Here is a 23,647-nt window from a genome sequence, read left to right as displayed (position 1 = left end):
TTACCCATGTTTGATCATTTTGCTTATATTTCTGGAGATTGGATAACCGATCTAATCATTACTGCAACCCTCATTTTGTTTGCTTTTTTCTTCATTCGAGCACTTGTGTCTACCTACAGCACGAAAGCAAAGTTACGAAGCATTATTAAAATCAAGGAATTGAGCGATGCATTAGTACTTAAACCAGAACAGCTAACGCCAGTGCAGTTGACCTGGGTGACCGAGCATCTGATTTATTCACAAGTGGACGATGGTTTTAAAATTGAAGCCGATGGCAAGCAATGGTTAAGCAAATCGCCAATTTCACTCATGGTTCCTAGCTGTGACACTAATCGATATAAGTTGGTGCCAGCATTACTAACGAGTATCGGTATAACTGGTACTTTCTTAGGTATTACTATCGGTCTGAGTCACTTTAGTATGGCAGGTGACTCGAAAGCATTATTATCCTCTGCGGCAGAGTTACTTGAAGGATTAAAAACGGCATTTTATACCTCGTTAGCTGGCTTAAGCACATCAGCTATTTTCATGGCATTACTAAAGTGGTCATCAAGCTCTATTTCAAATGCTCAGCAACGTTTTCTAGTTAATATATCAAAAGAGTACTTTGAGGCTAGCGCCGTCTATTACCTGAAAGACATGGGAAGCGAAAGTCAGCGAGATGCTATTAATGCACAGTTGCGCTCCGCGGATACCATTGAGTTGATGGGGGCAAATATCGCTGATGCCTTATCTAGTTTTGGGGGTGTTGGTGACTCATTCAATGGTGATGTAATCGCGAGTAAAGTATCAGAAGCCATGACTGGAGCAATTGAAACCCAAATGGTTCCAGCGCTAGATGCAATTAAATCCGAGCTAAGTACCTTAAAAGATATCAAGGAACAGTCTCAGCAAGAGCTAGTAAGTTTACTTGTGAAAGAGATGAAATCTGAACTAATCGAACCTGTTACAGTTGAACTTCAAAAAACAAGTGAGGCGGTGCTAGAAAGTAATGAAGTGACCGCAGAATTGAACCGCAATGTAGAAAAAGTCGTAACAAGTACGGCTGCCACTGTCAGTACGATTAACGATTTCCAAAAAGAAACTATGGTGAAGCTTCAAGAATTTGCTGAGTCATTAAAAACAATCTTAACGAGCTTCAGTGAAGAAACCCAAGGAGCTATGGGAACAATCGCCTCGGAAGTAAAAGGGATGCTTGGTGATGCAACAGACGGTATGGAAAAGCAGAGAATTGCCTTTGAGCAAAGCTCTCAAACAGCAGCTTCAGCATTCCAGGGCATTAAAGAGTCAATGGACGGTGCGCTGAGCGAACGTCAATCGGCTGAAAAGACCATGTTTGAGAGTGTGACTAGTCGAATCAATACACTGCTAAGTGAAGTTTCAGATTCTTTCGATAATCAAACGCAAGTCATCACTAAAACGGGTGAAGTAGCTAGTGGTTTAATGACACAAGCTCAGAACGATTTCGAGAAGTCAGTTGAAAGCCGCCGTGAAGGTGAAAAGCAGTTGTTTAGCGAAGTAGAGATGAGAATAGGCAATTTGCTTGAGAGTACTCAAACTGCATTTACACAACAGTCAGACACAATCAAAGAAGTTGGTGAGTCTGCTCAGCAATTAATGAGCCAAGCTCAATCCGATTTTGAGAAGTCAGTTGAAAGCCGCCGCGAAGGTGAAAAGCAGTTGTTTAGCGAAGTAGAGATGAGAATAGGCAATTTGCTTGAGAGTACTCAAACTGCATTTACACAACAGTCAGATACTATCAAAGAAGTCGGTGAGTCTGCTCAACAATTAATGAGCAAAGCCCAATCCGATTTTGAGAAGTCAGTTGAAAGCCGTCGTGAAGGTGAAAAACAACTATTCACTGAAATGGAGAATCGAATCTCACAGCTACTGACGGAGTCTCAAGGTATTTTCCAACAGCAAACAACTACTTTAAAAGAGACTGGCGCTGAAGCAAGTAAACTAATGATTTCAGCTCGTGAAGAGTTAGAACAAGGGTTAGGTGATATCGATGATAAAGTGTTGTCTATGTCTAGAACCGTCCAATCAGAATTAGAAGTGTTCCGTGAACAGTATCAACAAAACTTAACTAAATACTTCAAAGAGCAAAATGATCTGCTTGATAGTAACTTAGGCAAGCAGCGTGATGGTTTAAACGGCGTTGTAGATAATTTCCGTAAAGTATTTGAGGAAGAGTATCAAACTCGCCACACCTTACTTAAAGAACTAACGGCTCAGTACCAGAATTTAGAGAAGTCAGCAGGGACATTAGAACGAGTAGCGAAAGCTATTGGTCTGAATGATGCGTCAAAAATGGCAGAACTTCAAAATGCAGCCACGACAATGAGCCAAGAAATAAGTTCGTTGAAGAAGGAATACACGACTGCATCGGCAGCATTCACTCAAGTGACAGAAGAACTACCAAAAGCAATGGACGATTACTATGCACGTGCGACTAAAAGCTTTGAAACATTCTTCAACGACTTTGATCATGCCTCGAGTAAGATCCATAACCGTTTAGCACAAGCTGCGAACTATTTGGTCAGTGCTCAAGAGGTACGTCAAGAAGTCGTTCAAGATAAGGCTGAAGCATAATGCGTGCGCTTAGAAATTCCTCTGACGCAGGTGACACTGATGAATCAGGGGTTTGGTTATCTATTGGTGACCTAATGTCTGTCCTATTGATGATATTTGCTTTGTTATTGATCAGTGCTTTAGTACAAATTTCGGAAGTATACGAAGAGAGCCAGAATACTAGAGTAGTTATAATCAAAGGCATTAATGATGCGTTAACGTCAGCAGGTATTGAAGTTAAAGCTGATGGAGAAACGGGTGATATATCAATCACGGATTCGATTCTTTTCGACCTAAATGACCACGAGCTGAAGCTATCAGGACAAGAGTTCCTCGAAAAGTTTATCCCTGTTTACTCAAATGTTATTTTTCAGTCGGATGCTACAGCCGATGAAGTAAGCCGCATTGTTATTGAAGGACATTCAAGTTCAGAAGGGGCTTTTGATAGAAATATGGAATTGAGTGTATTACGTGCAAACAGTGTGATTGCATTTGTAAATTCAATGAAATTTGACCATAAGCATCAATTTTTTGAAAAAGCTGTAATTTCGGGTCGTGGACCCATTGAAGCAAATCAAAATGAAGCAAAAGCAGCAGACCGAAAAGTTATGTTTAGATTTCAATTCAAAGATGATGAGTTTTTGGGACATTTTTCAGAGGTGAAGAGTAAGCGTCTTTAAATCGACTCATTCAATCCTTTTAATAAACGTCGTAACCTTTAACTTTTATCGTTAAAGGTACTCGAAAATGTCTCAGCATAGATCTCAGCAAGAATGGCTACGCCTTGTTCAGAAGTATTACAATAGTGAGCAGTCTGCCGCTCAGTTTTGTTTAGAGCACAATCTTCATCCAAAAACATTTGATAACAACCGTCGCAAACTACACCACTTAGTCAACCTGCCTAAAAAACGAGAAGATTCACTTTCTGAATTCGTTGTTGTTGAAAAAACAGCCATGCTAAACACCAAAACCGAGCAACTGCCTCCCTCTACGTTACCTACGGAATTACGCCTTGAAGCGGGAGCATGCTCTCTTCATGTACCTCGTGATGTAGCACCTCAGTGGCTCGGTCTTCTATTGAAGGAGCTTGCTGTTGTATGAAAATGTTCCCTGATATCTCTGTTATCTATCTCCACAAGGCGCCCGTCGATTTTAGAAAGGGCATTAACGGCTTGAGCTTTATTGTTGAACAGAATATGAACCTTAATCCCTTCTCTGAAGCGCTATTTGTCTTCTCTAATCGCACGCGGGATAAGCTCAAAGTTCTCTACTGGCAGCGTAATGGCTTTTGCCTCTGGCAAAAGCGACTCGAAAAAGACAAGTTCGCTTGGCCAAGAAAAATGCCAGGGAAAACCCTCTCATTAACGGAAGAGCAGTGGCATTGGTTGCTTGATGGGCTCGATATTGAAAAAATGAAACCCCATCAAACATTGAATTACCAAAGTCTTAATTAAATTAAAAAATAATAGCGTATAAGGAACTTTCGCGGCTCTCTGCGATCTTCCTTATATGCCAAATAAAAATAAAGAAGATGAGCTAGCGCTCTTACGTTCAAAAGTGACTGAGCTTGAATCTACGGTACTCACACTTCGCCAATCTCTAAGCGAGAGCGAATTAACCATCCAATCGCTGGTTGAAAAACTCAACCTAGCGCGGCGTAAACGCTTTGGTAGCAGTAGTGAAACCCTGCCCCCTCAGGACTTAGAGTTCAATGAGGCGGAGACTCATGCCGATACGATAGGTGAAGAGGAAGCACCCGATAATCCGAATGATGACGCTTCGGAAGCGGAAAACACTTCATCCGAGACAAAACGTCGTGGTCGCCCAAAGCTTCCCGAAGACCTGCCACGAGAGCGAGTCGTGGTGGACATACCAGAATCAGAAAAAACCTGCTCGTGTTGTCAGTCGATACTCTGCAGGATGGGGCAAAGCACCAGTGAAAAACTGGTGTATATCCCGGCCAAGTTGTATGTCGAAGTCACTGAAAGACCCAAATACGTCTGTCGTCAATGTGACGCGTTAGGAGAGAAGAGTGTTGTTGCAATGGCTCCACCGCCAGCATCGATTATCCCGAAAAGCATCGCGACTCCCTCTTTGCTTGCGCAAATTATCACGAACAAATACCACTATGCCCTGCCTCTCTATCGTCAAGAATCGCTGTTCAGACAATATGGGCTAGCGCTCAGCCGAAAAACGATGAGTCAATGGATACTGCGTTGCGCTGATAAGGTAGAGCCGTTAATCGCCTTACTGAAAGAAACCCTCCTTGCTCAAGATGTTCTGTTCGCGGACGAGACCACGTTGACCGTGCTCGATGACGAAAGAAAGAAAAGTTACATCTGGTTATATGGGTGTGGTCCAGACCGGGGTGGTAATGCGCAATCCCCTGGTATCGTCTTGTTCGACTATCAGGAAGGGAGTCGGGGGCATCACTGCCCTCAATCGTATCTGTCAAACTACACTGGATACCTTCATGTTGATGGGTATAAAGCGTATGAAAAGACAGAGGCGAAGTTGGTGGGTTGCTGGGCTCATGCAAGACGCAAGTTCATAGAGGCAGAGCAGAGCCAACCAAAAGGCAAGCAAGGAAAAGGGGGTAAAATCCAGTGGGCAGTGAGTTGGTTCCAAAAGCTCTATCGTGTTGAACAAGCACTCAAAGATAAGACGAGGGAAGAGCGATATGTTACCCGCCAATCAAAGACTCAGTCTCTGCTCAATGAATTCAAGGCGTGGTTAGATAAATCGGTCACTCAGGTGCCCCCTAAAAGTAAATTGGGTGAGGCGATTAGCTACAGTCTCAATCAATGGTCGAAGCTAGTAAGAGTTATCGATGATGGCCGGTTAAGCATGGATAATAACCGAGCGGAACGTTCAGTACGTCCGTTCACGGTAGGACGGAACAACTGGTTGTTCTCAAAGACTCATAATGGAGCCCGCGCCAGTGCAGTGTTGTACAGTCTTATCGAAACCGCGAAGGCTAACGACTGTGAGCCGTATGAGTACCTCGAATACGTGCTACGAGAAATCCCGAAACTGAAGAGTGAGGATGACCATGGTCATCTTCTACCTTGGAAAATGCCAAAGACGGAATAGTCCGCCCCTACAGAATACCGCTCAGAATGACAGATACCGCCTTAGTTGGCGGTATCTGCGTAGATATTAGAAAGTCAATGAGTCGGTTCGTAGACGCTTACGGTGAAGAAAGTTGACTAGTAACGGCTATAGCTTTTCTCAACCAGAGCTACCTAAACGAGTCAGCTTACTTGAGCAACCACAAAGTTTAGTTGAACAGAGGCTTGTGGATATGCCTTTACCTAGCTTTCCTGCTAAGGGCCTGTTGGAAATAGTTGAGTTGGTCCAACAAGAAAGATATCAGGACATTCACATCTTTGAGTGGCTTGATGTTCTGCAGGATGAAGGTCAGTGGGCAGAATTAGACCAAGCTACACTCTCGAGCGTGCTACCTAGTGTTTGGAAAGGGATTACAGCAAGCCAGAAGCTCAGTGAAATCACATTCTTCAAAATTGCGTTAGCCTTAGATGGAAAGAAGAGTGATATTGTCCCTGGCATAATCAACTCGCTGGAAATTGTCAAAAACCGTACTCAAATGTTAAGTCGGCATGATGCAATAAAAGCGCGTTGGCTACTTGCACTGCAAAGTTCTGACTTAGCCACGCTTGCTCGTTATTGCTATGAGTCGGGTTGTACCGCAGAAGATATGTTGACAAATTATCAACTGCCACTTTCAAATGGCTACAGCAATAACATATCCGAATTCCTCTTTGGGTGCCTCGATGTCGCAAACTTAGACAAACAGGACGATCAATGGCTGGCTAGCTACTTCTACAGTTATAAAGTATCTGCTCATCGTATGGATTTTTGTAGAAACTTAATTCTTGAAGTAGGCCATTATAATTATGGAGAAAGCTGTCACCAGATTGTCGAAGCAAATTGCCTTCCATTTAGTAAAAACAGCTATTGGAATCAGTTACCTCATGACGCTAAGGTCATTCTAAAGCAAAAATATGACCTGACTTGTTACTACGACTTACAAACAATATCTTCAATACTCTATTCAAATGAAACCTCTGAAGCATTAGGTCTAACGGAATACGAAGTTAAGCAAATAAAGGACCGTTCATTATTTTGGTCAAACTATAGTTCTCGATTTAGTCGTGTAAGAGTACTACTACCAGTTCAAACTCATGACTATCTAGCTCACAATGACATCGAGTTGCCAGATTTTATCCACCGCTTTGCGGAAGAAAAGCAAAGTAATGTGGAAACCTATGTGTTTGAGCTTGATGGGGTACTTGCTGTTGAATTCCTAAGGGGGGAGACAACAGATACAAGATTCTTCAAGAAAACGAGTATAAACGTACAGCAATTGTTCGATTCGCCTTCGATCTCTGTTGATGCTATTAGAGCAATGTCGCAGCTTGAGGTACATGATCATTTGGATTATTGGCAGCATTTCTGTGAAAAACTTTTGCGCGAAAAATTATCTGTATTACCAAATAGTGGTACTACTCAGTTTAGGGGGCTTTCTGTCGATTTAGGCCGATATTGGGATGATTTTGGCTTAGCAAAGCTAACCTTGGAAATGCTTTCAATTAGACAAAAAGCCATGCAAGCATGGATAGAAAAATTTTGGGAAGCAGAATATGCAACCGGAAAATTTGGTGAGATTCGTGGCTTGGCTAAACGTAGCCAAGTTTATCATATGCAAGCGTTAGAGGCTGAACAACTAGGGAATAAGGAAGACTATGAACATTTGATCCGGAAAGCCGCAAATCAAGGCAACCCAGATGCGATGTATAGAACAGGGATCTCTGTCCTTAAGTTGAGTCGTTCTGATCGTAAATTGAAGCAGAGTGGAGAAGATTGGATCGTGAAGGCGGCTAACTTAGCCCATATTGCAGCTCAAGAGTTCGTTAAAAAGTTTAGATTGTCAGGCTTTGACCCTAAATCACGAGCTAACAATCACGACCAAGAAAAAGTAATACAGTCAAATCAAGACACATCACTTCGGGAGAAAGCTGATAAGGGCGATGTTTTAGCAATGTGTTTATATGGCAATACGCTAATTCCTTCTAGACGAGAATTTGATAAACGCAAAGGACTCGAATACCTGACTAAAGCTTCTAATCAAGCACCTTCGGAATGTAAGCCTAGACTTTGGGAGGCGTATGATCTCGCACTGAATTCTAACAGCATAGATATGGCCTGCGAAATACTGAAGTTGTTAGTTCAAGGCGGGGATAATTCTGCATTATTAGAACTAGGGAAGCAGTTAGTCAGAGATGTATCTGTAGATATTAATGAAGGCTTAACCCTTCTTTGGCAAGCACATGAAGAGGGAAGTCTAGAGGCTAAAACGGTCTTGTGGGAAACGGTTGAAAAGGCAAGGCATAAAAATGCTGAATCGAATTATAAGACCACACTACATTACTTATCTGGCATTGGAGAGTTGGAAGCGACCTATCAATTAGCTGCGCACCTTTTAAAATCGGACGATGTGGGAGAGCGCCAGTCCGGTATGGATCTTATGCGCTCTGCAGCAAGGAAAGGACATGACAAAGCTTCCAAGCTATTACGTTAGCTTTCACAAGCTTACAAAACTCACTATTTTCTATGTACGCCGTAGAATTCGCACATGATAAAATTTGCGAGATAAAGCAGTGAAGAACAAGACGATAAAAGCACTTTCAGAAAAGTTGGGCGTGCCAACGAGAGAAACTAAAAAAACACTGGCATGGGACATTACATCTGGCTTTGGTGTTGTTGTGCAAATAGACCAGCCGAGTACTGGCGAATATGCTTTGGTTTGGTTGCCTCACAACGCTGATGCATTGGAAGAGCTTTCTGGTGAAAAAGTTGTCTACCCAGAAGAAAAGGGCAGACACAGTAATACGTACGCCTCTCCAGGTTTAAAGCGTGGTGATGCTGCTATCCGTGCCAAGATAAAAACAGAACAAGAGCTTAACGAGCTGTTGTGCTTCTTATTCGACCCATTTTACTAGTCTTGGAGATATTTGCGTTGTGGGCGTTATTGCATGCTAGTCTGAGCGCTAACTGTGCAATTGCGTGAATAAATGGATGTTATGTGAGCGATGGTCACATCTTGTAAAAACTAATAGGTCGTGTGCGGCCTATTTCACCGTTCTATATAAGGTTTTTATTGTAAGATACGGTTTATTCAATAAAAATTACATTCTTAATTACGACGAGTCGGTTGGTATTTAATGCAAAAATCAAACTTCGAATTCCTCAAAGGCGTTAACGATTTCTTGTACGCTATTGCTCGCGCAGCAGAAAAAAACTATCCAGATGATCCAAACACCACGCTAGTTAAATTACGTATCTTTGGTGAAGCGACAGCCAAGCACTTAGCTAAGCTGCTAGATATCGAAGTTTCTGAAAACCAGCATGAACTCTTACGTGAACTAGGCAAAATTCCTTTCGTTGATGACAGCATACTCAACGTCTTCCATAAGCTACGCAAAATAGGCAACCAAGCCGTACATGAATATCATGACGACCTTCAAGATGCTGAAATGTGTTTACGTTTTGCTTTTCGCTTAGCGGTTTGGTACTACCGACTTGTTACCAAAAACTATGACTTTCCTGTCCCTCAGTTTGTTTTACCAAGCTCAGATAGCGGTGAACAGTTTGAACAAGAAGTGTTGTCACTGAAGCATGAATTGGCATTAGCTCGTCAAAGCGAAAGCCAAGCGAAAGAACAGTCGAAAGCAGAGTTAGAAGCGCAACAGGCGAAACTGACAGCGCTTAACGGCTACATCTCCGTTTTAGAGAGTAAGCAAGAAGAAACACACGATCAGTCTCAAGCCCGAATTAGCGCACTAGAGGCCAAACTCAAAGAGCAGGAAACTGAGCTATCTAAGAAGACTGAAGTCGAACGTAAAGCTTATAAGAAACAAATTATCGAAGAGGCTAAGTCGCGTCCTCTAAATCTAAGCGAAGATGAAACTCGCTATCTAATTGATAACCAGCTGCGCAAGGCCGGCTGGGATGCAGATACCAAAAAGCTAAATTTTGCCAATGGTACAAGGCCAGAAGTCGGTCGCAATATTGCCATCGCAGAGTGGCCAACAGGCAAAGATGCAACCGGTAAGACAGGCTTTGCTGATTATGTATTATTTGTCGGCTTAAAGCCGATGGGTGTTATTGAAGCGAAAAAAAACAACAAAGATGTTTCAGCGAAGCTGACAGAGGCTTACCGTTACAGTAAGTATTTTGACAATGATTTTCTGCGTTCAGAATTACAGCAAGCCGCGAACGGCCAAGATGAACTCGACCAAGTAGCTGAAGCTTTACCTACTTATTTACCTTCGTGGGCGGACTCCCAAGGCTCCTCTGCGCTTAAAACACGAGAATTTAAAATCCCATTCTGTTTTTCTGCCAATGGTCGTGGTTATAAAGCGGCAGCGAAAACCAAAAGTGGTATCTGGTATCGAGACGTTCGTCATGCCACCAATATGCCGAAGGCATTGCCTGAATGGCACCGACCTGAAGAGTTAGTTGCCAAGCTGGAAAGTGATGATCAGCTAACCAACAACTGGTTTAGCCGAAATGCAGACATGAGCGACCTCGGTTTACGCTACTACCAAGAAGAAGCGGTGCAAGCGACCGAGCAAGCTATTGTTAATGGTCAGCAAGATATCTTGTTGGCCATGGCGACAGGTACTGGTAAAACACGTACTGCGATTGCCTTAATGTATCGCCTTATTCAGTCTCAGCGATTTAAGCGCGTTCTGTTCTTGGTCGATCGTACCTCTCTTGGTAAGCAGGCACTTGATTCATTCGAAGACACGAATATCAAAGGGGACACTTTTAACTCTATCTTTAATGTGAAAGGGTTAACGGATCGCTTCCCAGAAGACAGCACCAAGATACATGTTGCCACCGTGCAGTCTCTCGTTAAGCGTACGCTACAAAGTGATGAAGTCATGCCAGTAGGGCGTTACGACTGCATTATTGTTGATGAAGCTCATCGTGGCTACATTCTTGATAAAGAGCAAACGGAAGGAGAAGAGAAGTTCAGAAGTGAACAAGACTTTATCTCTTCTTATCGCCGTATCATCGATCACTTTGATGCGGTGAAAGTTGCGTTAACGGCAACACCTGCGCTGCACACCATTGATATTTTTGGCGGCGAGCAGAAGAAGCCCGTTTACCGCTATAGCTACCGAAAAGCGGTAATCGACGGTTACTTAACCGATCAAGAACCTCCAATCCGCATCATCACCAAACTCAGCGAGTCTGGGTTGTATCTCTCTCAAGGTAGCGAGGTTCAGCGACTTTCTAATCAAGGTGAGTTAATCAATGACACCTTAGACGACGAACAAGGCTTTGAAGTTGCGGATTTCAACCGTGCGCTCATCGCTTCAAACTTCAATAAAGTGGTGTGTGAAGAGTTGGTTAATTACATAAACCCTGTGAAGCATGTCGATCCAGCGAATCCTCAAAAAACCTTAGTATTCTGTGTGAACAACACTCATGCCGACTCTGTGGTCGAAGAGCTGCGTACTGTGTTCAAAGCCAAATATCCCCAGCTTGAGCACGATGCGATCATTAAAATCACTGGTGATTCAGACAAAGATTCCACCAAAGTACAATCTATGATCACTCGCTTTAAAAAAGAGCGCTTACCCAACATAGTCGTCACTGTGGATTTGCTCACAACGGGAATTGATATACCAAGCATCTGTAACTTAGTGTTTATGCGTAAAGTGCGCAGCCGTATCTTGTATGAGCAGATGAAAGGCCGTGCGACGCGCTTATGCCCAGCCGTCGGCAAAACATCATTCAAAATTTTCGATGCGGTTGACCTGTATTCCACACTGCAAAGTGTCGATACCATGCGCCCAGTGGTGGTTCGCCCAAAGGTAGAGCTGCAAACCTTAGTTAACGAAATTACGGATTCTGAAACCTATAAGGTCATTGAGGCAGACGGTCGAAGCTTTGCAGAGCACAGCCATGAACAGCTGGTTGCCAAGCTACAACGAATCTCAAGCCACGCGGAGTTTAACCTACTTAAATCACGTGATATAGATAACCAAATCAAACGCTTTGATGAAATTTGCCAAGACTCAGCAGGTTGTAACTTTGCGAGCCTTGCGAAAACACTCAAGCAAAAAGGCCCCAAATGGTCGGCGGAAGTGTTCAACAAGGTGACCAATATGGTCGGCCGTTTAGAGCAGCTTAAGCAAGAGATTAACGATTTGCGTGATATGCCAATCTTTACCGATGTGGACGATTCGTTATTGCGAGTAGAGACCGTGTATGGCGAGCATGAAACCGCGCAAGATTTCTTAGAAGCTTTTGATGCGCTGGTGGATAAATCATCCAACCAACAAGAGGCGTTAGATGTGATCATCAACCGCCCAAGGGATTTAACTCGTAAAGGTTTGCTAGAACTGCAAGAGTGGTTCGATGCACAAAACTTCAATGAACCAACGCTTAAAAAAGCGTGGAAAGAGACCAAAAACCAAGATGTAGCAGCGCGCTTAATTGGCCACATTCGACAAGCGGCGATTGGTGATGCATTGCTGCCATTCGAAGATCGAGTGGATCTCGCGTTAGATAAAATCAAAGCACAAAAAGAGTGGAGTGACGAGCAACTAAATTGGCTCGATCGCCTAGCGTCATCCATTAAAGAAAAAGTGGTACTCGACGATGGCACCTTTAAAACGGGCAACTACAAGCGTAAAGGTGGTCAACGTAAGCTGATGAACGTCTTTAATGATGAATTAGACAGCATACTCACTCAATTCAATGAATATATGTGGGATGAACCTGCCTAGCTAGGTACAATTAATCTCATCGCAGAAGCTCTATCTTCGGTGTCGAAAGTGCTCATTTATGCTTACCTTCTTGTATACGGAGGGCAGTGCGCTTTCTCCTTGAATATAGAGCTTCTTGCTCGATATAAATTGCCCCAATTTGACGCGTTAAGTGTCAGGTTTACGCACAAACTAATAATAGAGAACAAGCATGAACAATAATGATCTGGTCGCCAAACTGTGGAAATTGTGCGACAACCTACGTGATGGCGGTGTGTCTTACCAAAACTACGTAAACGAGTTGGCATCGTTACTGTTTCTCAAAATGTGTGAAGAGACAGGGCAAGAAGATGACTTGTTACCAGAAGGGTTTCGATGGGCCGATCTAAAAGCCAAGCTAGGCCAAGAGCAGCACCAGTTCTACCGTAACATGCTGGTTCAGCTTGGTGCTGATGACCATGCCATTGTTCGTGCGATTTTCCAAAACGTAAACACCACCATTACTCAACCTGCTCAACTGACCGAGCTGGTGGATAACATGGACAAGCTAGAATGGTTCGATGGTGACACGGGCAAGAGCCGTGACGACTTTGGTGACATGTATGAAGGCTTGCTACAAAAGAACGCGAACGAGACTAAATCGGGTGCGGGCCAGTACTTTACGCCACGTTCACTTATCAGCACCATCATCAAAGTAATGCAGCCTCAGCCACGTGAAGTGATTCAAGATCCAGCAGCAGGCACCGCAGGTTTCCTGATTGAGGCGGATAAATACATCAAATCACAAACCAACGATTTAGATGACCTTGACGATGATGATCAAGAGTTCCAAATGACCAAAGCCTTTGTCGGTTTGGAGCTAGTACCAGAAACACGCCGTCTAGCTCTGATGAATTGCCTACTGCACGATATTGAAGGCGATGCAGGAGAGGGCGCAATTCGCCTTGGCAACACATTGGGCAGTGCAGGTGAAAGCCTTCCGCAAGCGAATGTGATTTTGACCAACCCTCCGTTTGGTAGTGCGGCAAGCACCAACATCACTCGTACCTTTGTTCACCCAACGGGTAACAAGCAGCTCTGTTTTATGCAGCATATTTATGATGCACTAGAGCCGGGCGGCCGCGCTGCGGTGGTTATTCCTGATAATGTCTTATTTGAAGGCGGTAAGGGCACAGAAATTCGCCGTGATTTAATGGACAAGTGTAACCTACACACCATTTTACGTTTGCCTACTGGTATCTTCTACGCGGCAGGGGTAAAAACCAACGTACTCTTCTTCCAAAAAGGCACGGCAGAGAACCCAAACCAAGACAAAGATTGCACCAAGGAGACATGGGTATTTGACTTACGTACCAATATGAACACCTTTGGCAAGCGCCGCCCACTGACTGAACAACACTTTGAAGCCTTTATCAATGCTTACGGTGCAGACAAAAACGGTCAATCACCTCGTGAAGAAGGCGTTTACGAGACGTTAGGTGCTATTTACCCAGAAGGTGAAGATAGTGTTGAGAACGTCAGCGAGAAAGCGCACAAGGTAGATAGTGCGCGCTTCCGCAAGTTTAGCCGTGACTACATTCGTGACCAAAAAGGCGACAGCCTAGATATCTCTTGGCTAAAAGACCTAGAAGCGACCAGCGCAGAAAACCTACCAGAGCCAGAAATACTAGCCGGTGAAGCAATGGCAGAGCTGACCGAAGCGATGTCTGAAATTTACCAACTGATGCAAGCCCTTGGTGCCAATGATGAAGCTGAAGGACAAAAGCAGTTACTTGAAGAAGCATTTGGCTTGGCAGAAAAGCCGGAGGCAGAGTAATGAGTGAACTGCCGAAAGGTTGGGTTAGTGCCAAACTAGGTGACTATATTCACCTAAAAAATGGTTTTGCTTTTAAGAGTAAAGATTATAGCGAGCCATCCAATATGACGGTGCCTGTTATTCGAATCTCCGATATCAATGGCACTGTTGCCTCTGATGAAAAAGCAAATCATGTTCCAACTGAGCTTGCAGTATCAGAATTTGGAATTGCCAAAGGAGATCTCCTAGTTGCAATGTCGGGTGCAACAACAGGTAAGATAGGTGTTTATGGGGGAAGTACACCCGCATATCAGAATCAACGAGTCGGTAATTTAAAGCTCAATGCACCTGAATTAAGTCATGTTGGATTTCGCAATCATTTAATTAAGTATCTTTCGCCGACAATACTTGATATCGCATATGGTGGAGCGCAGCCAAATATTTCAGCTTCGGGAATCGAAAGTATTGATGTGAGTTTTCCACCACTAGCCGAACAAAAACGCATCGTTGAAAAGCTCGATGAGGTATTGGCACAGGTCGACACCATCAAAGCCCGCCTAGATGGCATCCCAGATTTGCTAAAACGCTTCCGCCAATCGGTACTCGCGTCTGCGGTGTCGGGTAAGTTGACGCAAGAGTGGCGAGGTGGAGTACATACAACTGAAAATAGCTGTCATACCGAACTTAGTGAATTTCGTGGTAAAGCGCTAAAGTCGCTACCAAGTAACTGGATATGGGTGAGGTTTGATTCCGTTAATGAAGTCGCTTCAAATTTAGTTGATCCATTAGACAACCCTAATGATTACCACATTGCTCCTAATCATATAGAGAGCAAGTCCGGACGATTACTTGATTATACAACTGTCGAAGAAGATAAAGTCAAAAGTTCAAAGCATCGTTTCTTTTCTGGACAAGTCCTTTATTCGAAGATTCGACCTTACTTATGTAAAGCTGTGTTAGTCGACTTTAATGGTGTTTGTAGCGCCGATATGTACCCATTGAATACACAAATGGAGCCACAATATCTTTTAAATTGGCTTTTGAGTGATCAATTTACAGAGTGGGCATCTAATGGTGATAGTAGGACTGTCCTGCCTAAAATAAATAAAAAGCAGCTGTCTGAGATACCTTGCCCGCTGCCGCCTAGTGAAGAACAAAAAGAAATCGTCCGCCTTGTCGACCAATATTTCGCTTTCGCTGACACTATTGAAGCGCAAGTGAAAAAGGCGCAGGCGAGGGTAGATAACCTCACCCAAAGCATCTTGGCAAAAGCCTTCCGAGGTGAGTTGGTGGCCCAAGACCCTAACGATGAGCCAGCCGACAAACTGCTAGAGCGCATTGCCGAGGCTCGCAAAGAGGCCGAAGCCTTAGCCAAAGCAGCCAAAAAAGCCGAGGCGGCGAAGAAGAAAGCCGCAAAAAGCGCGTAAGTTCTAAGCTTTACTTTGTTGTTTTAATAAAGGGGCGAGAGCCCCTTTTTAGTGCCTGTCATCTGAGATTTTTATATGTTTAAAGCTATATTTTCGCTGTTTAAGTCAATTATCGTGCTTACAAAAGCCTTTTGTTCAATTGTATTTATCTTGTTCTCTGTCGTTTGTAATTTAACTAAGGCGCTGGGCAATGTTTGCTCTGCATTATTTATCCGACATAAAGGAAAAAAAGAAATCGAGAGAATGAAAAATGAACTTGAAAATGAAGAGCGAGAACAACGTTTAGACAAAAAGCCAAGTCAAGAATAATCACTTAAGCCAACTTGCTTTAGAAGAACCTTTAAATTGGGTTCATTGTTGGGTGAAATGTCATTAATTTGTTACCTCATAAACTAAGAGTCGGGTGCTAAGTCAAAGACCTTATGATTATGAAATGATAGGCTTATTTTATTCTAATTCATTACTAGTGAATTATATAAAAATATAAATAACGGTAGAAATTATGGCAGTCGTAGAACAACAGTTGTGGAATGATTTTTTAACACGTTGGCCCCGTGAAAAGTTAAGTGATTTAACGTTGGAGCAATATGTATCAGTTAACGATGACGATACATTCACCTATTGGTTAGAAACGAAAACCAGAGAGCTCGGATCTATTCAAGGTAATACTTCTGCGAAATTTGGAATTTATAAACGCAATAGCGAAGGGAAAAAGCAGAGCGGTATTGACCATGGCGAGGTTTATACGTGGCGGAATCGTTATGGTAATAACGAATCAATGGTTTTTGACTATGTTAAAAATGTCTTGATTCAGGTCGCACAAGCGGCCTACGAAGGCGACTTGGATAAAATTGATCTCATAGACTTTGCTCCCTTAGTTAAATGGAAGATTGCTTTCCTATATCAAAATCAAGAGAAGCCTGTACTGATCAATACTTTTTCAAAGCCTATGTTAGAGGTGTTGACCAGTTCTAACAACAAGGTGTCGTTTCCTCAAATGTATCAGCAGCTTATTCTCGAAAAAGGCGAACAAGATCTGTTGGAGTTTGGCGATGTTTGTTGGAAGAAAGCAGAGCATAAACGTAAAGAAATTCTTCAGCGGACTATTTTTGACCAATTCTCGCATATTGAATTGTTTAATCGCGGTCTGGAACAGTGGCCGTTGGATACTATTGATGCATTCTGCTCGTTAATTACGGAAGCGAATAACCACAAATTAGATGTCTTCACTACTTCTATGTCAACAGGTGCAATGATTCGAGTTGGCCGAAAAGAACTCGGAGCAGCTAAAGCAGAAGAAGTTTTCGCCACATTTGAACCGACACTGAAAAAAATCAACTTTGAGCTTCGCTATGAACATCGAGATGGTTACGAGTGCGCTGAGGTCTCTGAAGAGTTGTATCAACGTATACGAAAATCAAAAAAATTAGCGCAATTCGCAAAACAATATTCAATTAAACGCAAGGCGCATTGGCCTAAGAGTTACCTGAATGATAACGAAAGCGATGTTGAATATGACGAGTATCAGATAGCTGAATTGAGAGAGAAATACGTAATGCAGAACCAGTCACCACTAAATCAAATTCTTTATGGCCCACCGGGAACCGGAAAAACCTACCACACTATTGAAGCGGCCGTTAAAGCCGCCGAACCTGAGTTTTCTTGGAAAACACGCGGTGAGCTAAAGGCCAAATACGATGAACTGGTTACGGCTAAACGAATTCGTTTTGTAACGTTCCACCAGAGCTACGGTTATGAAGAGTTTGTTGAGGGGTTAAAAGCGAAAACAACAGAAGACAAGTCCATTGAATATGTTGTTGAAAATGGTGTTTTTAAGGCAATAGTTGAAGATGCAAAAAGCAGTGATTTGCGAAAAGCGTTTGAAGTTAATGCGGATGCAACAATATGGAAGATTTCAATCGATGGTACTGGTCAAAGTGTGGTGTCAAACTATTGTTTAGCGAATGGTCTTGCAGCAATCGGTTGGGGAGATGCTGGAGACCTCCTATCTGAAGATTTAGATAACAATGAGTACTATCAAAAGCTTGGTCCTCAAGTGAAAAGCTCTCTATCCGAGTTCTCTCAACGTTCGTCGGCTGGCGACCTTATTCTGTGTATTGGTAGCCAACGCACTGTTCAGGCTGTAGGGGTGATTACTGGAGATTACCATTTTGAACAAGCAGGTACCTCAGAGTACGATCATTACTGTAATCAGTTACCAGTGAATTGGCTTGTAACCGATATTGATGTCGATTTTCATGAGTTGAATGGTGGTGTGAACTTTACACAAAAAACATTCTATGAACTTTGGCGATTCTCCGTGTCTGATGTGTTCGACTTATTGAAGAAGCAAGGGATTGATATAAACCCTGTGAAAGCAGAACGAGAAGTGGAAAATTATGTTTTAGTTATCGACGAAATCAACCGCGGCAATATTTCTAAAATATTTGGTGAATTGATTACCCTAATCGAACCAAGCAAACGAATGCCAGCAGAAAGAAAATCGACTGACGAATTCTTAGAGATCAGCTTGCCGCACAGTGCTCCTCTGTTTTCTGTGCCTGATAACCTTTACATTATCGGTACAATGAATACCGCAGACCGTTCACTCGCGATGATGGACACTGCACTGCGCCGTCGTTTTGATTTCGTCGAAATGATGCCAAAGCCAGAATTGTTTGAGAATAAAAAGGTTAAGGGAGTTGACCTTACCCAGTTACTTGAAATCTTAAATGAGCGTATTGAAATTCTATATGACCGAGAACACACACTTGGCCATGCGTTTTTGTTTCCAGCTTTTAACGCCGAAACAGAAGATGAGGCATTTAAAGAACTACAGTTGGCGTTTAAGAACAAGATCATTCCACTTCTAGAAGAATACTTCTTTGAAGACTGGGATAAAATCCGTTTGGTATTAGCGGACAACCAAAAATTGGAAGGTAAGAAACCAGAAAGTAAGGCAGAGCTCGAATTAGCAAAGCTACAGTTTGTTGTTGAGAAAGATCTTAGCCTGAAGGAGCTTACTAGCCTATTTGGCACTAAACATAACCTAAATCAGTACGATGAAGTAAAACAATATCTCTTAAAAGACAAAGCAGATTATGTTTGGAAAGAACCGAATGCTTATAAAGCTATATACGCGCTTGATGAAGTGAAACGTGCCTTGTTGAAGGCTAATAATGACAATCAAGAACAAAGCGATAATACCGAAAATCAGCTGAGTTCTGAGGGCGTGGTTGATTAACATGACCGTTCCTCTTACTGTTTTTGAATTTGGCTACTTAACTTGCGATGAACAAGCTGCGCAAGCAAATGGTTACACGCTTATTTCAGCCAACGCGTTTCACTATTTAGAACGACTTTGTTTAAATGAAAACAAAGACAATGTGGGGCGCTTTTTAAAGCTGTGTAGCCGTTACGGCGACAAGTTGCTCCAAGTAAGAAACTACGTGGGCGTATTGTTTACGCCCAATGGTGAACACATTGAAGTATTACCCAAAGTCGCGAAAAAAACAGATAACTCACCAGAGGCCATCGACGAGTCGCGAAAACTCTTGCTGATGATGCTCAAACACCTTGGTGAATTTAGACATATTGCTAATCAGTCGGCAAACGTTGATACCTTGAAAATGCCGCTGCTTGAAGTGTTTATTCAGCAGTTTTTACACAGTGTTAACCAACTGGTGAAGCGAGGTTTACGCAGTGACTACGTAAAACAGCAAGACAACTTAGGCTTTAAAAAAGGCAAGTTACTGGTGGCTAAACAGGTACGCTATAACTCAGTGAACAAACACAAATTTTATTGTGAGTTTGATGATTTTTTGCAAAACAGACCAGCCAATCGGTTAATACGCGCCGCCTTAAAAAAAGTAGCGGCGTACACCCGAAGGAACCAAAACCAAAAGTTACTTCGGGAGTTGGATTTTACGTTTGATGGCATACCGGCAAGTACCAATGTGAAGCAAGATTTTGCGCGTGTAAAACTAGACAGAGGCATGGACTATTACCAGTCCCCCCTTGCATGGGCAAGGTTGATCCTCGAAGGGTTTTCACCTCTTAGCATGAAAGGCTCGGCGGATGCGCAGTCTTTACTTTTTCCTATGGAGTCGGTGTTTGAAAGTTACGTCGCGTCTATGCTACGTAGGAACTTAGCTGATGGCGTTACTCTTAGCACGCAAGTTAAGTCTGAATATTTAGTTCATCATAATGGTCATCGCCAGTTCCAACTTCGTCCTGATTTAATGCTTACCAAATCAGATAACTTGCAAGTGATTCTAGATACCAAATGGAAGCTTATCGACTTAACTGCACATAACTACGGTTTATCACAGTCTGATATGTATCAAATGTTTGCCTATGGTCATAAATACCTGCAGGGAGAGGGCGACCTGTTTTTGATTTATCCTGCCCATAGTGATTTCCAAGAAGCGATTAAGCATAGTTTTGACTTTGATGAGGCATCGCCACCTAAGCTTAGGTTATGGGTTATCCCGTTTGTTATTTCGTTAAATGGTGACTCTAAGGTTAAATGGCCCAAAGAATTTTCGGAATATGCTTCAGTTTCGTAAGCTTACGTACACCACTTATTCAATTAAATAACGCAAATTACCAATTATAAAAATAGGTTCGACTTGAGCGTATTTAAGGCGCCACACTACGTCAGGATTCATTATGCAAACATACAGAAATGTCCTCTCTTCAATTCTTAATGCGAGAGAGTTGACCAAACCAAATGCTCAACCTATTTATAGTTACAAAGTAACAGCTTTGGAGTTTGAGTTACTTAAGCAGTCGTTGATTTCTAGCGTCGAAAGTAATGGTATTCAAACCTATTCGAATAAGCCGACAAGGGAATGGGCAGGGTGTTTTGTATTGTATGCGGCGGAGTGGTGGCGCACGTCTTTTCAAGGCGGCGTTTGGGCTTGGGAACCTGTATTGGAGTCTCTCGGCTTACAGGCCAACGCAATTTCACCAACTCAAAGAAGTGAGATTGTTGCTAAAGGTTTAAGCTTTTGGGGACGAAAGGTATTAAGTTATACTAAGGGACGCATGTTACTTGGAACTGTCGCGGTAGAAGGTGGTTTGCCACAAACACTTATCCAAGATCCAAATAGCAGGCTTGCCCATTACTTCGAACAAGTGATTCAAGATTATGGGCAATTTGCTAACTCACGGTTAAGCGCGGTGTCAGTTGCTAAAGCACACGCGCACTATATTGCGGCATCATATCGTGATGAAACGGTTTATAGCATTGTCGCCCAAGTTGCTGAATCCATTTATTATCTGGTCGATAAGCACGGGCTAGACGAGCAAAGCGATCCGCTTCATTACTTGAATACGGTCGATGCAAATTGGTCGCAAGGTTTACCATTGAATATGGAACCTGAAGCTGCGCGAACTTTATTAGGTAATGCGCTTGGTCTTGCCGTTGAAGTTCAACGCCGTTTACCAAACTCTATTAAGATTCTTCGTTCTCTACGTAAATCTTATTCTTATTATGCCTCAATGATGGATATGTCGGTATCGGATGACGATTATCAGTGGCAGAACCAAATTGATATTACACTCAAGTCTCGTCTTAATGCCAAGTTCTTACAGCAACTGTTTAGTAGCGTGAATTTGCCGGACCGCATAAACCTGTTTGCGGTTGGCAGTAAGAGCCTTTTGTTGGCAAAGGCATTCAAACGCGGCGCTGACTCTGAGCATTATTTATTGGATGTTTATACTAAGTCTTTTCCAACAGAGTGGTTCGACTGCGACATACAATTGAAAGCAACGGATGACCTTGGTAATGAATGGTACGCTCCAGTGCTTGGTGGCGCGGGAGTTGATGCCAATGAACCTTGGGTATTCACTCAACATAATGATGAGTGGCTACTTAAGGGTGCTGGAAGTATCGAATGTGCAGAAGCGAACGCTTTAGTTTTAGTGCCTGAGCACTTGTCACATCCCACACTTGCTATGGTAGGTCACATCAATGAACGTATTCTTTATGATGTTAATGCTCAAATAGAGACGGAATTTTATTTTGACGCCTATTGTGTGTCACTTGACCGAGAAGGTGTGCAACCTCTTGAATTCAATTTGGTTGGTCAGCCAGTCCCTTATCAAACTAATCCAAGTAAGTGCTTTATTGGTGTTCCTAGCTTAGTCGCCATCGATGAAAATGGTCAGCAATCAGAAATTCCAAATACTCAGCTTCGTTGGCGCAATACAATGCTTGAACAATGGCAGTCAATGAATACGGTACCTTTTGGTAAGGTTGATATCGCTTTGTTTGAGAATAACAAACCTGTTAAGCGTTTTACCGTAGGTTTGCTACCGGACGATTTTTCTATTGAATTTCAACCGAGCCACACGGTACAAATTGGTCAAATCGGCTTTTATTCAAATAAGCCACTGCCATCCATTGCGTTAAAAGGCGCAGAACGACTCGATGTTCTGCCGAGCTCGGTTCTATCTCATTCTCAGCAAGATCCGAACGAAGCCAAACGCACTTTGGATATGCTCAGTCATCAAGCTCACCCACCAGCACAAGTTGACGTTGCGATATGGTGGCAAGACCAAGCGAAGTCGTTGTCGATAACATTGCCATTCCCCGCTAAAGGTATTTGTCTGATTAGCTCTGGGGGAGAAGCGGTTCGTAATGCTGAAGCAATTTTAGTCGATACGCTTAATCGTTATGAGTTATTCGGCTATGGCGTCAGTGATTCGCTAGAGGTGGAATTCAAGCTTCTCGCTAGAGATATTTATGGCGCTTTTTCTAAGTCGGCTTACGTGAAGCGAATTTTGCCAAAAGGTGACGTATTATCTACAGGATTTTCCTTAGCAACGTTCAAAGAGGATATTGACTCCCTGCTAGCTCTATCATCTTCGTTAGATGCAGCTGTTAAGGTATCGGTGCTGGACAATGCACATACCATTTTCAATTTCAGTGTTAATGCTTACAGTAATGCACTTATTCCAAACAGAGCACAAGGCACGATTGAAATCGAGAACAATAACTTCATGGGCACACTTTCTATGGTGCCTTTGGATAACCCAACTTATGCACCGATTACTTTAATCAAGAATGACGAACAGTGGTGTTTCCCTGAAGAAGACGCTTCGCCTGGTGCTTGGCTTATCTATGCTGACGAAGCCGAACAGGGTGTAAGACCTTTGATGTGGAGTAAAGACCTTGAACTGTTATCGTCGCCGAGTAATCGACTAGAAGAAGCGGCATCTATTGGGGCTCGTAAAGATCGTCTAGATAAGTTCTCGGTGGTTTGCGGTCAGTTGGCGACAGAATTTAGTGCGCCTGAATGGAAGTACATTAAAGCCTTGTTGGCCTTTGATAGTGTTCCGCTTACCACATTCGATCTGTGGAGAGGTGCAATCACTAAGCCCGAATTTATGCTTGCGATGCTGTTAAGTGCAAATAAGAAAGAAGCTGAGCGTATTTGGCAGTTCCGTCAACAGTTCCCTTTTTCATGGCACTCCATTAAAGCTCGAGATGCGATCGCGGTAGTGAGTGCTTTCTATGCTTCGCGTATAGAAGTGTATGGCAACGATTTTTCTGACATTATTTGTGACCAGATAGAATCGAAATTAAACGAATTAGTGACGAGATACCACGGCTTACAAAGCCTCAAGAATCTTTTAATGCATAAAATTGATCCTAATCGAGAGAAACCTTCGCTTAATCCTGCCGCTTACATTCAGCAATTGTTTGACCTGAGAAATTCATTGAATAACCAATACAATGAATCTCACTGGCCATGCGAATTTTCGGACCACATATTTAAGAGTTCAATTAAGGCAGTTAAACCACAATTAGCAGAGGTGTGCTTCACTACTAAAGATCTCTACCGTAATAACGTGATGAACGCACCCGTATTGCTTGCTTTGTCCACTTGTGGCTCTGCATCGCTGAGAATGACACCAGAGGTGGTACATGCGATGAGACAATACAACAGCTTCGACCCTGACTATTTTGAACAAGTGTTCGCTCTTACACATAAAATGATTTTCGGCCTAGTGAACAGCTAAAAGGTAAACCAACC

At 42.9% G+C, this 23,647-nt stretch carries 14 protein-coding genes; all 14 read left to right on the top strand.

Features of this window, described 5'->3' with window-relative positions:
* Positions 1–6: 6 nt before the first annotated feature.
* Positions 7–2,595, top strand: a complete 2,589-nt coding sequence (locus OCU50_RS07355; protein ID WP_065311205.1) for a hypothetical protein — start codon at positions 7–9, stop codon at positions 2,593–2,595.
* The gene (locus OCU50_RS07350) at positions 2,595–3,254 is read left to right on the top strand and encodes an OmpA/MotB family protein (protein ID WP_060467621.1); all 660 of its coding nucleotides are present in this window, start codon (positions 2,595–2,597) and stop codon (positions 3,252–3,254) included. The genes OCU50_RS07355 and OCU50_RS07350 overlap by 1 nt, the downstream gene beginning before the upstream one ends.
* Positions 3,255–3,321: 67 nt before the next feature.
* Positions 3,322–3,675, top strand: a complete 354-nt coding sequence (tnpA, locus tag OCU50_RS07345; protein WP_055451982.1) for an IS66 family insertion sequence element accessory protein TnpA — start codon at positions 3,322–3,324, stop codon at positions 3,673–3,675.
* Complete coding sequence (gene tnpB / locus OCU50_RS07340) at positions 3,672–4,028, top strand: IS66 family insertion sequence element accessory protein TnpB (RefSeq protein ID WP_016769320.1); 357 nt, start codon at positions 3,672–3,674, stop codon at positions 4,026–4,028. The genes tnpA and tnpB overlap by 4 nt, the downstream gene beginning before the upstream one ends.
* Positions 4,029–4,083: 55 nt before the next feature.
* Positions 4,084–5,667, top strand: coding sequence for an IS66 family transposase (gene tnpC / locus OCU50_RS07335; protein WP_016769319.1), 1,584 nt, complete (start codon positions 4,084–4,086; stop codon positions 5,665–5,667).
* 112 nt (positions 5,668–5,779) lie between these two features.
* Complete coding sequence (locus tag OCU50_RS07330) at positions 5,780–8,176, top strand: EH signature domain-containing protein (RefSeq protein WP_153011314.1); 2,397 nt, start codon at positions 5,780–5,782, stop codon at positions 8,174–8,176.
* 79 nt (positions 8,177–8,255) lie between these two features.
* Complete coding sequence (locus OCU50_RS07325) at positions 8,256–8,597, top strand: hypothetical protein (RefSeq protein WP_060467791.1); 342 nt, start codon at positions 8,256–8,258, stop codon at positions 8,595–8,597.
* Between the two features lie 222 nt (positions 8,598–8,819).
* On the top strand, positions 8,820–12,401 hold the full coding sequence (hsdR, locus tag OCU50_RS07320; protein WP_060467784.1) for a type I restriction-modification system endonuclease: 3,582 nt from the start codon (positions 8,820–8,822) through the stop codon (positions 12,399–12,401).
* A 190-nt stretch (positions 12,402–12,591) separates the two neighbouring features.
* A complete protein-coding gene (locus tag OCU50_RS07315) occupies positions 12,592–14,196 on the top strand; it encodes an N-6 DNA methylase (protein ID WP_060467783.1) in 1,605 nt (534 codons plus the stop codon).
* Entirely contained in the window at positions 14,196–15,602 is a 1,407-nt protein-coding gene (locus tag OCU50_RS07310) for a restriction endonuclease subunit S (protein ID WP_060467782.1), read from the top strand. Before OCU50_RS07315 ends, OCU50_RS07310 begins: the two co-directional genes overlap by 1 nt.
* A gap of 75 nt (positions 15,603–15,677) precedes the next feature.
* Complete coding sequence (locus OCU50_RS07305; protein WP_060467781.1) at positions 15,678–15,911, top strand: hypothetical protein; 234 nt, start codon at positions 15,678–15,680, stop codon at positions 15,909–15,911.
* Positions 15,912–16,104: 193 nt separating this feature from the next.
* On the top strand, positions 16,105–18,846 hold the full coding sequence (locus tag OCU50_RS07300) for an AAA family ATPase (protein WP_060467780.1): 2,742 nt from the start codon (positions 16,105–16,107) through the stop codon (positions 18,844–18,846).
* A 1-nt stretch (position 18,847) separates the two neighbouring features.
* Entirely contained in the window at positions 18,848–20,170 is a 1,323-nt protein-coding gene (locus OCU50_RS07295) for an McrC family protein (RefSeq protein WP_060467779.1), read from the top strand.
* Between the two features lie 103 nt (positions 20,171–20,273).
* Positions 20,274–23,633, top strand: coding sequence for an STY4851/ECs_5259 family protein (locus tag OCU50_RS07290; protein ID WP_060467778.1), 3,360 nt, complete (start codon positions 20,274–20,276; stop codon positions 23,631–23,633).
* The last annotated feature ends 14 nt before the right edge of the window (positions 23,634–23,647 follow it).

Origin of the sequence: Vibrio toranzoniae (assembly GCF_024347655.1) — a bacterium.
GTDB classification, from domain to species: Bacteria; Pseudomonadota; Gammaproteobacteria; order Enterobacterales; family Vibrionaceae; genus Vibrio; species Vibrio toranzoniae.
Note: the sequence above shows the minus strand (reverse complement) of the source record. Positions and strands in the feature narration are given on the sequence as shown.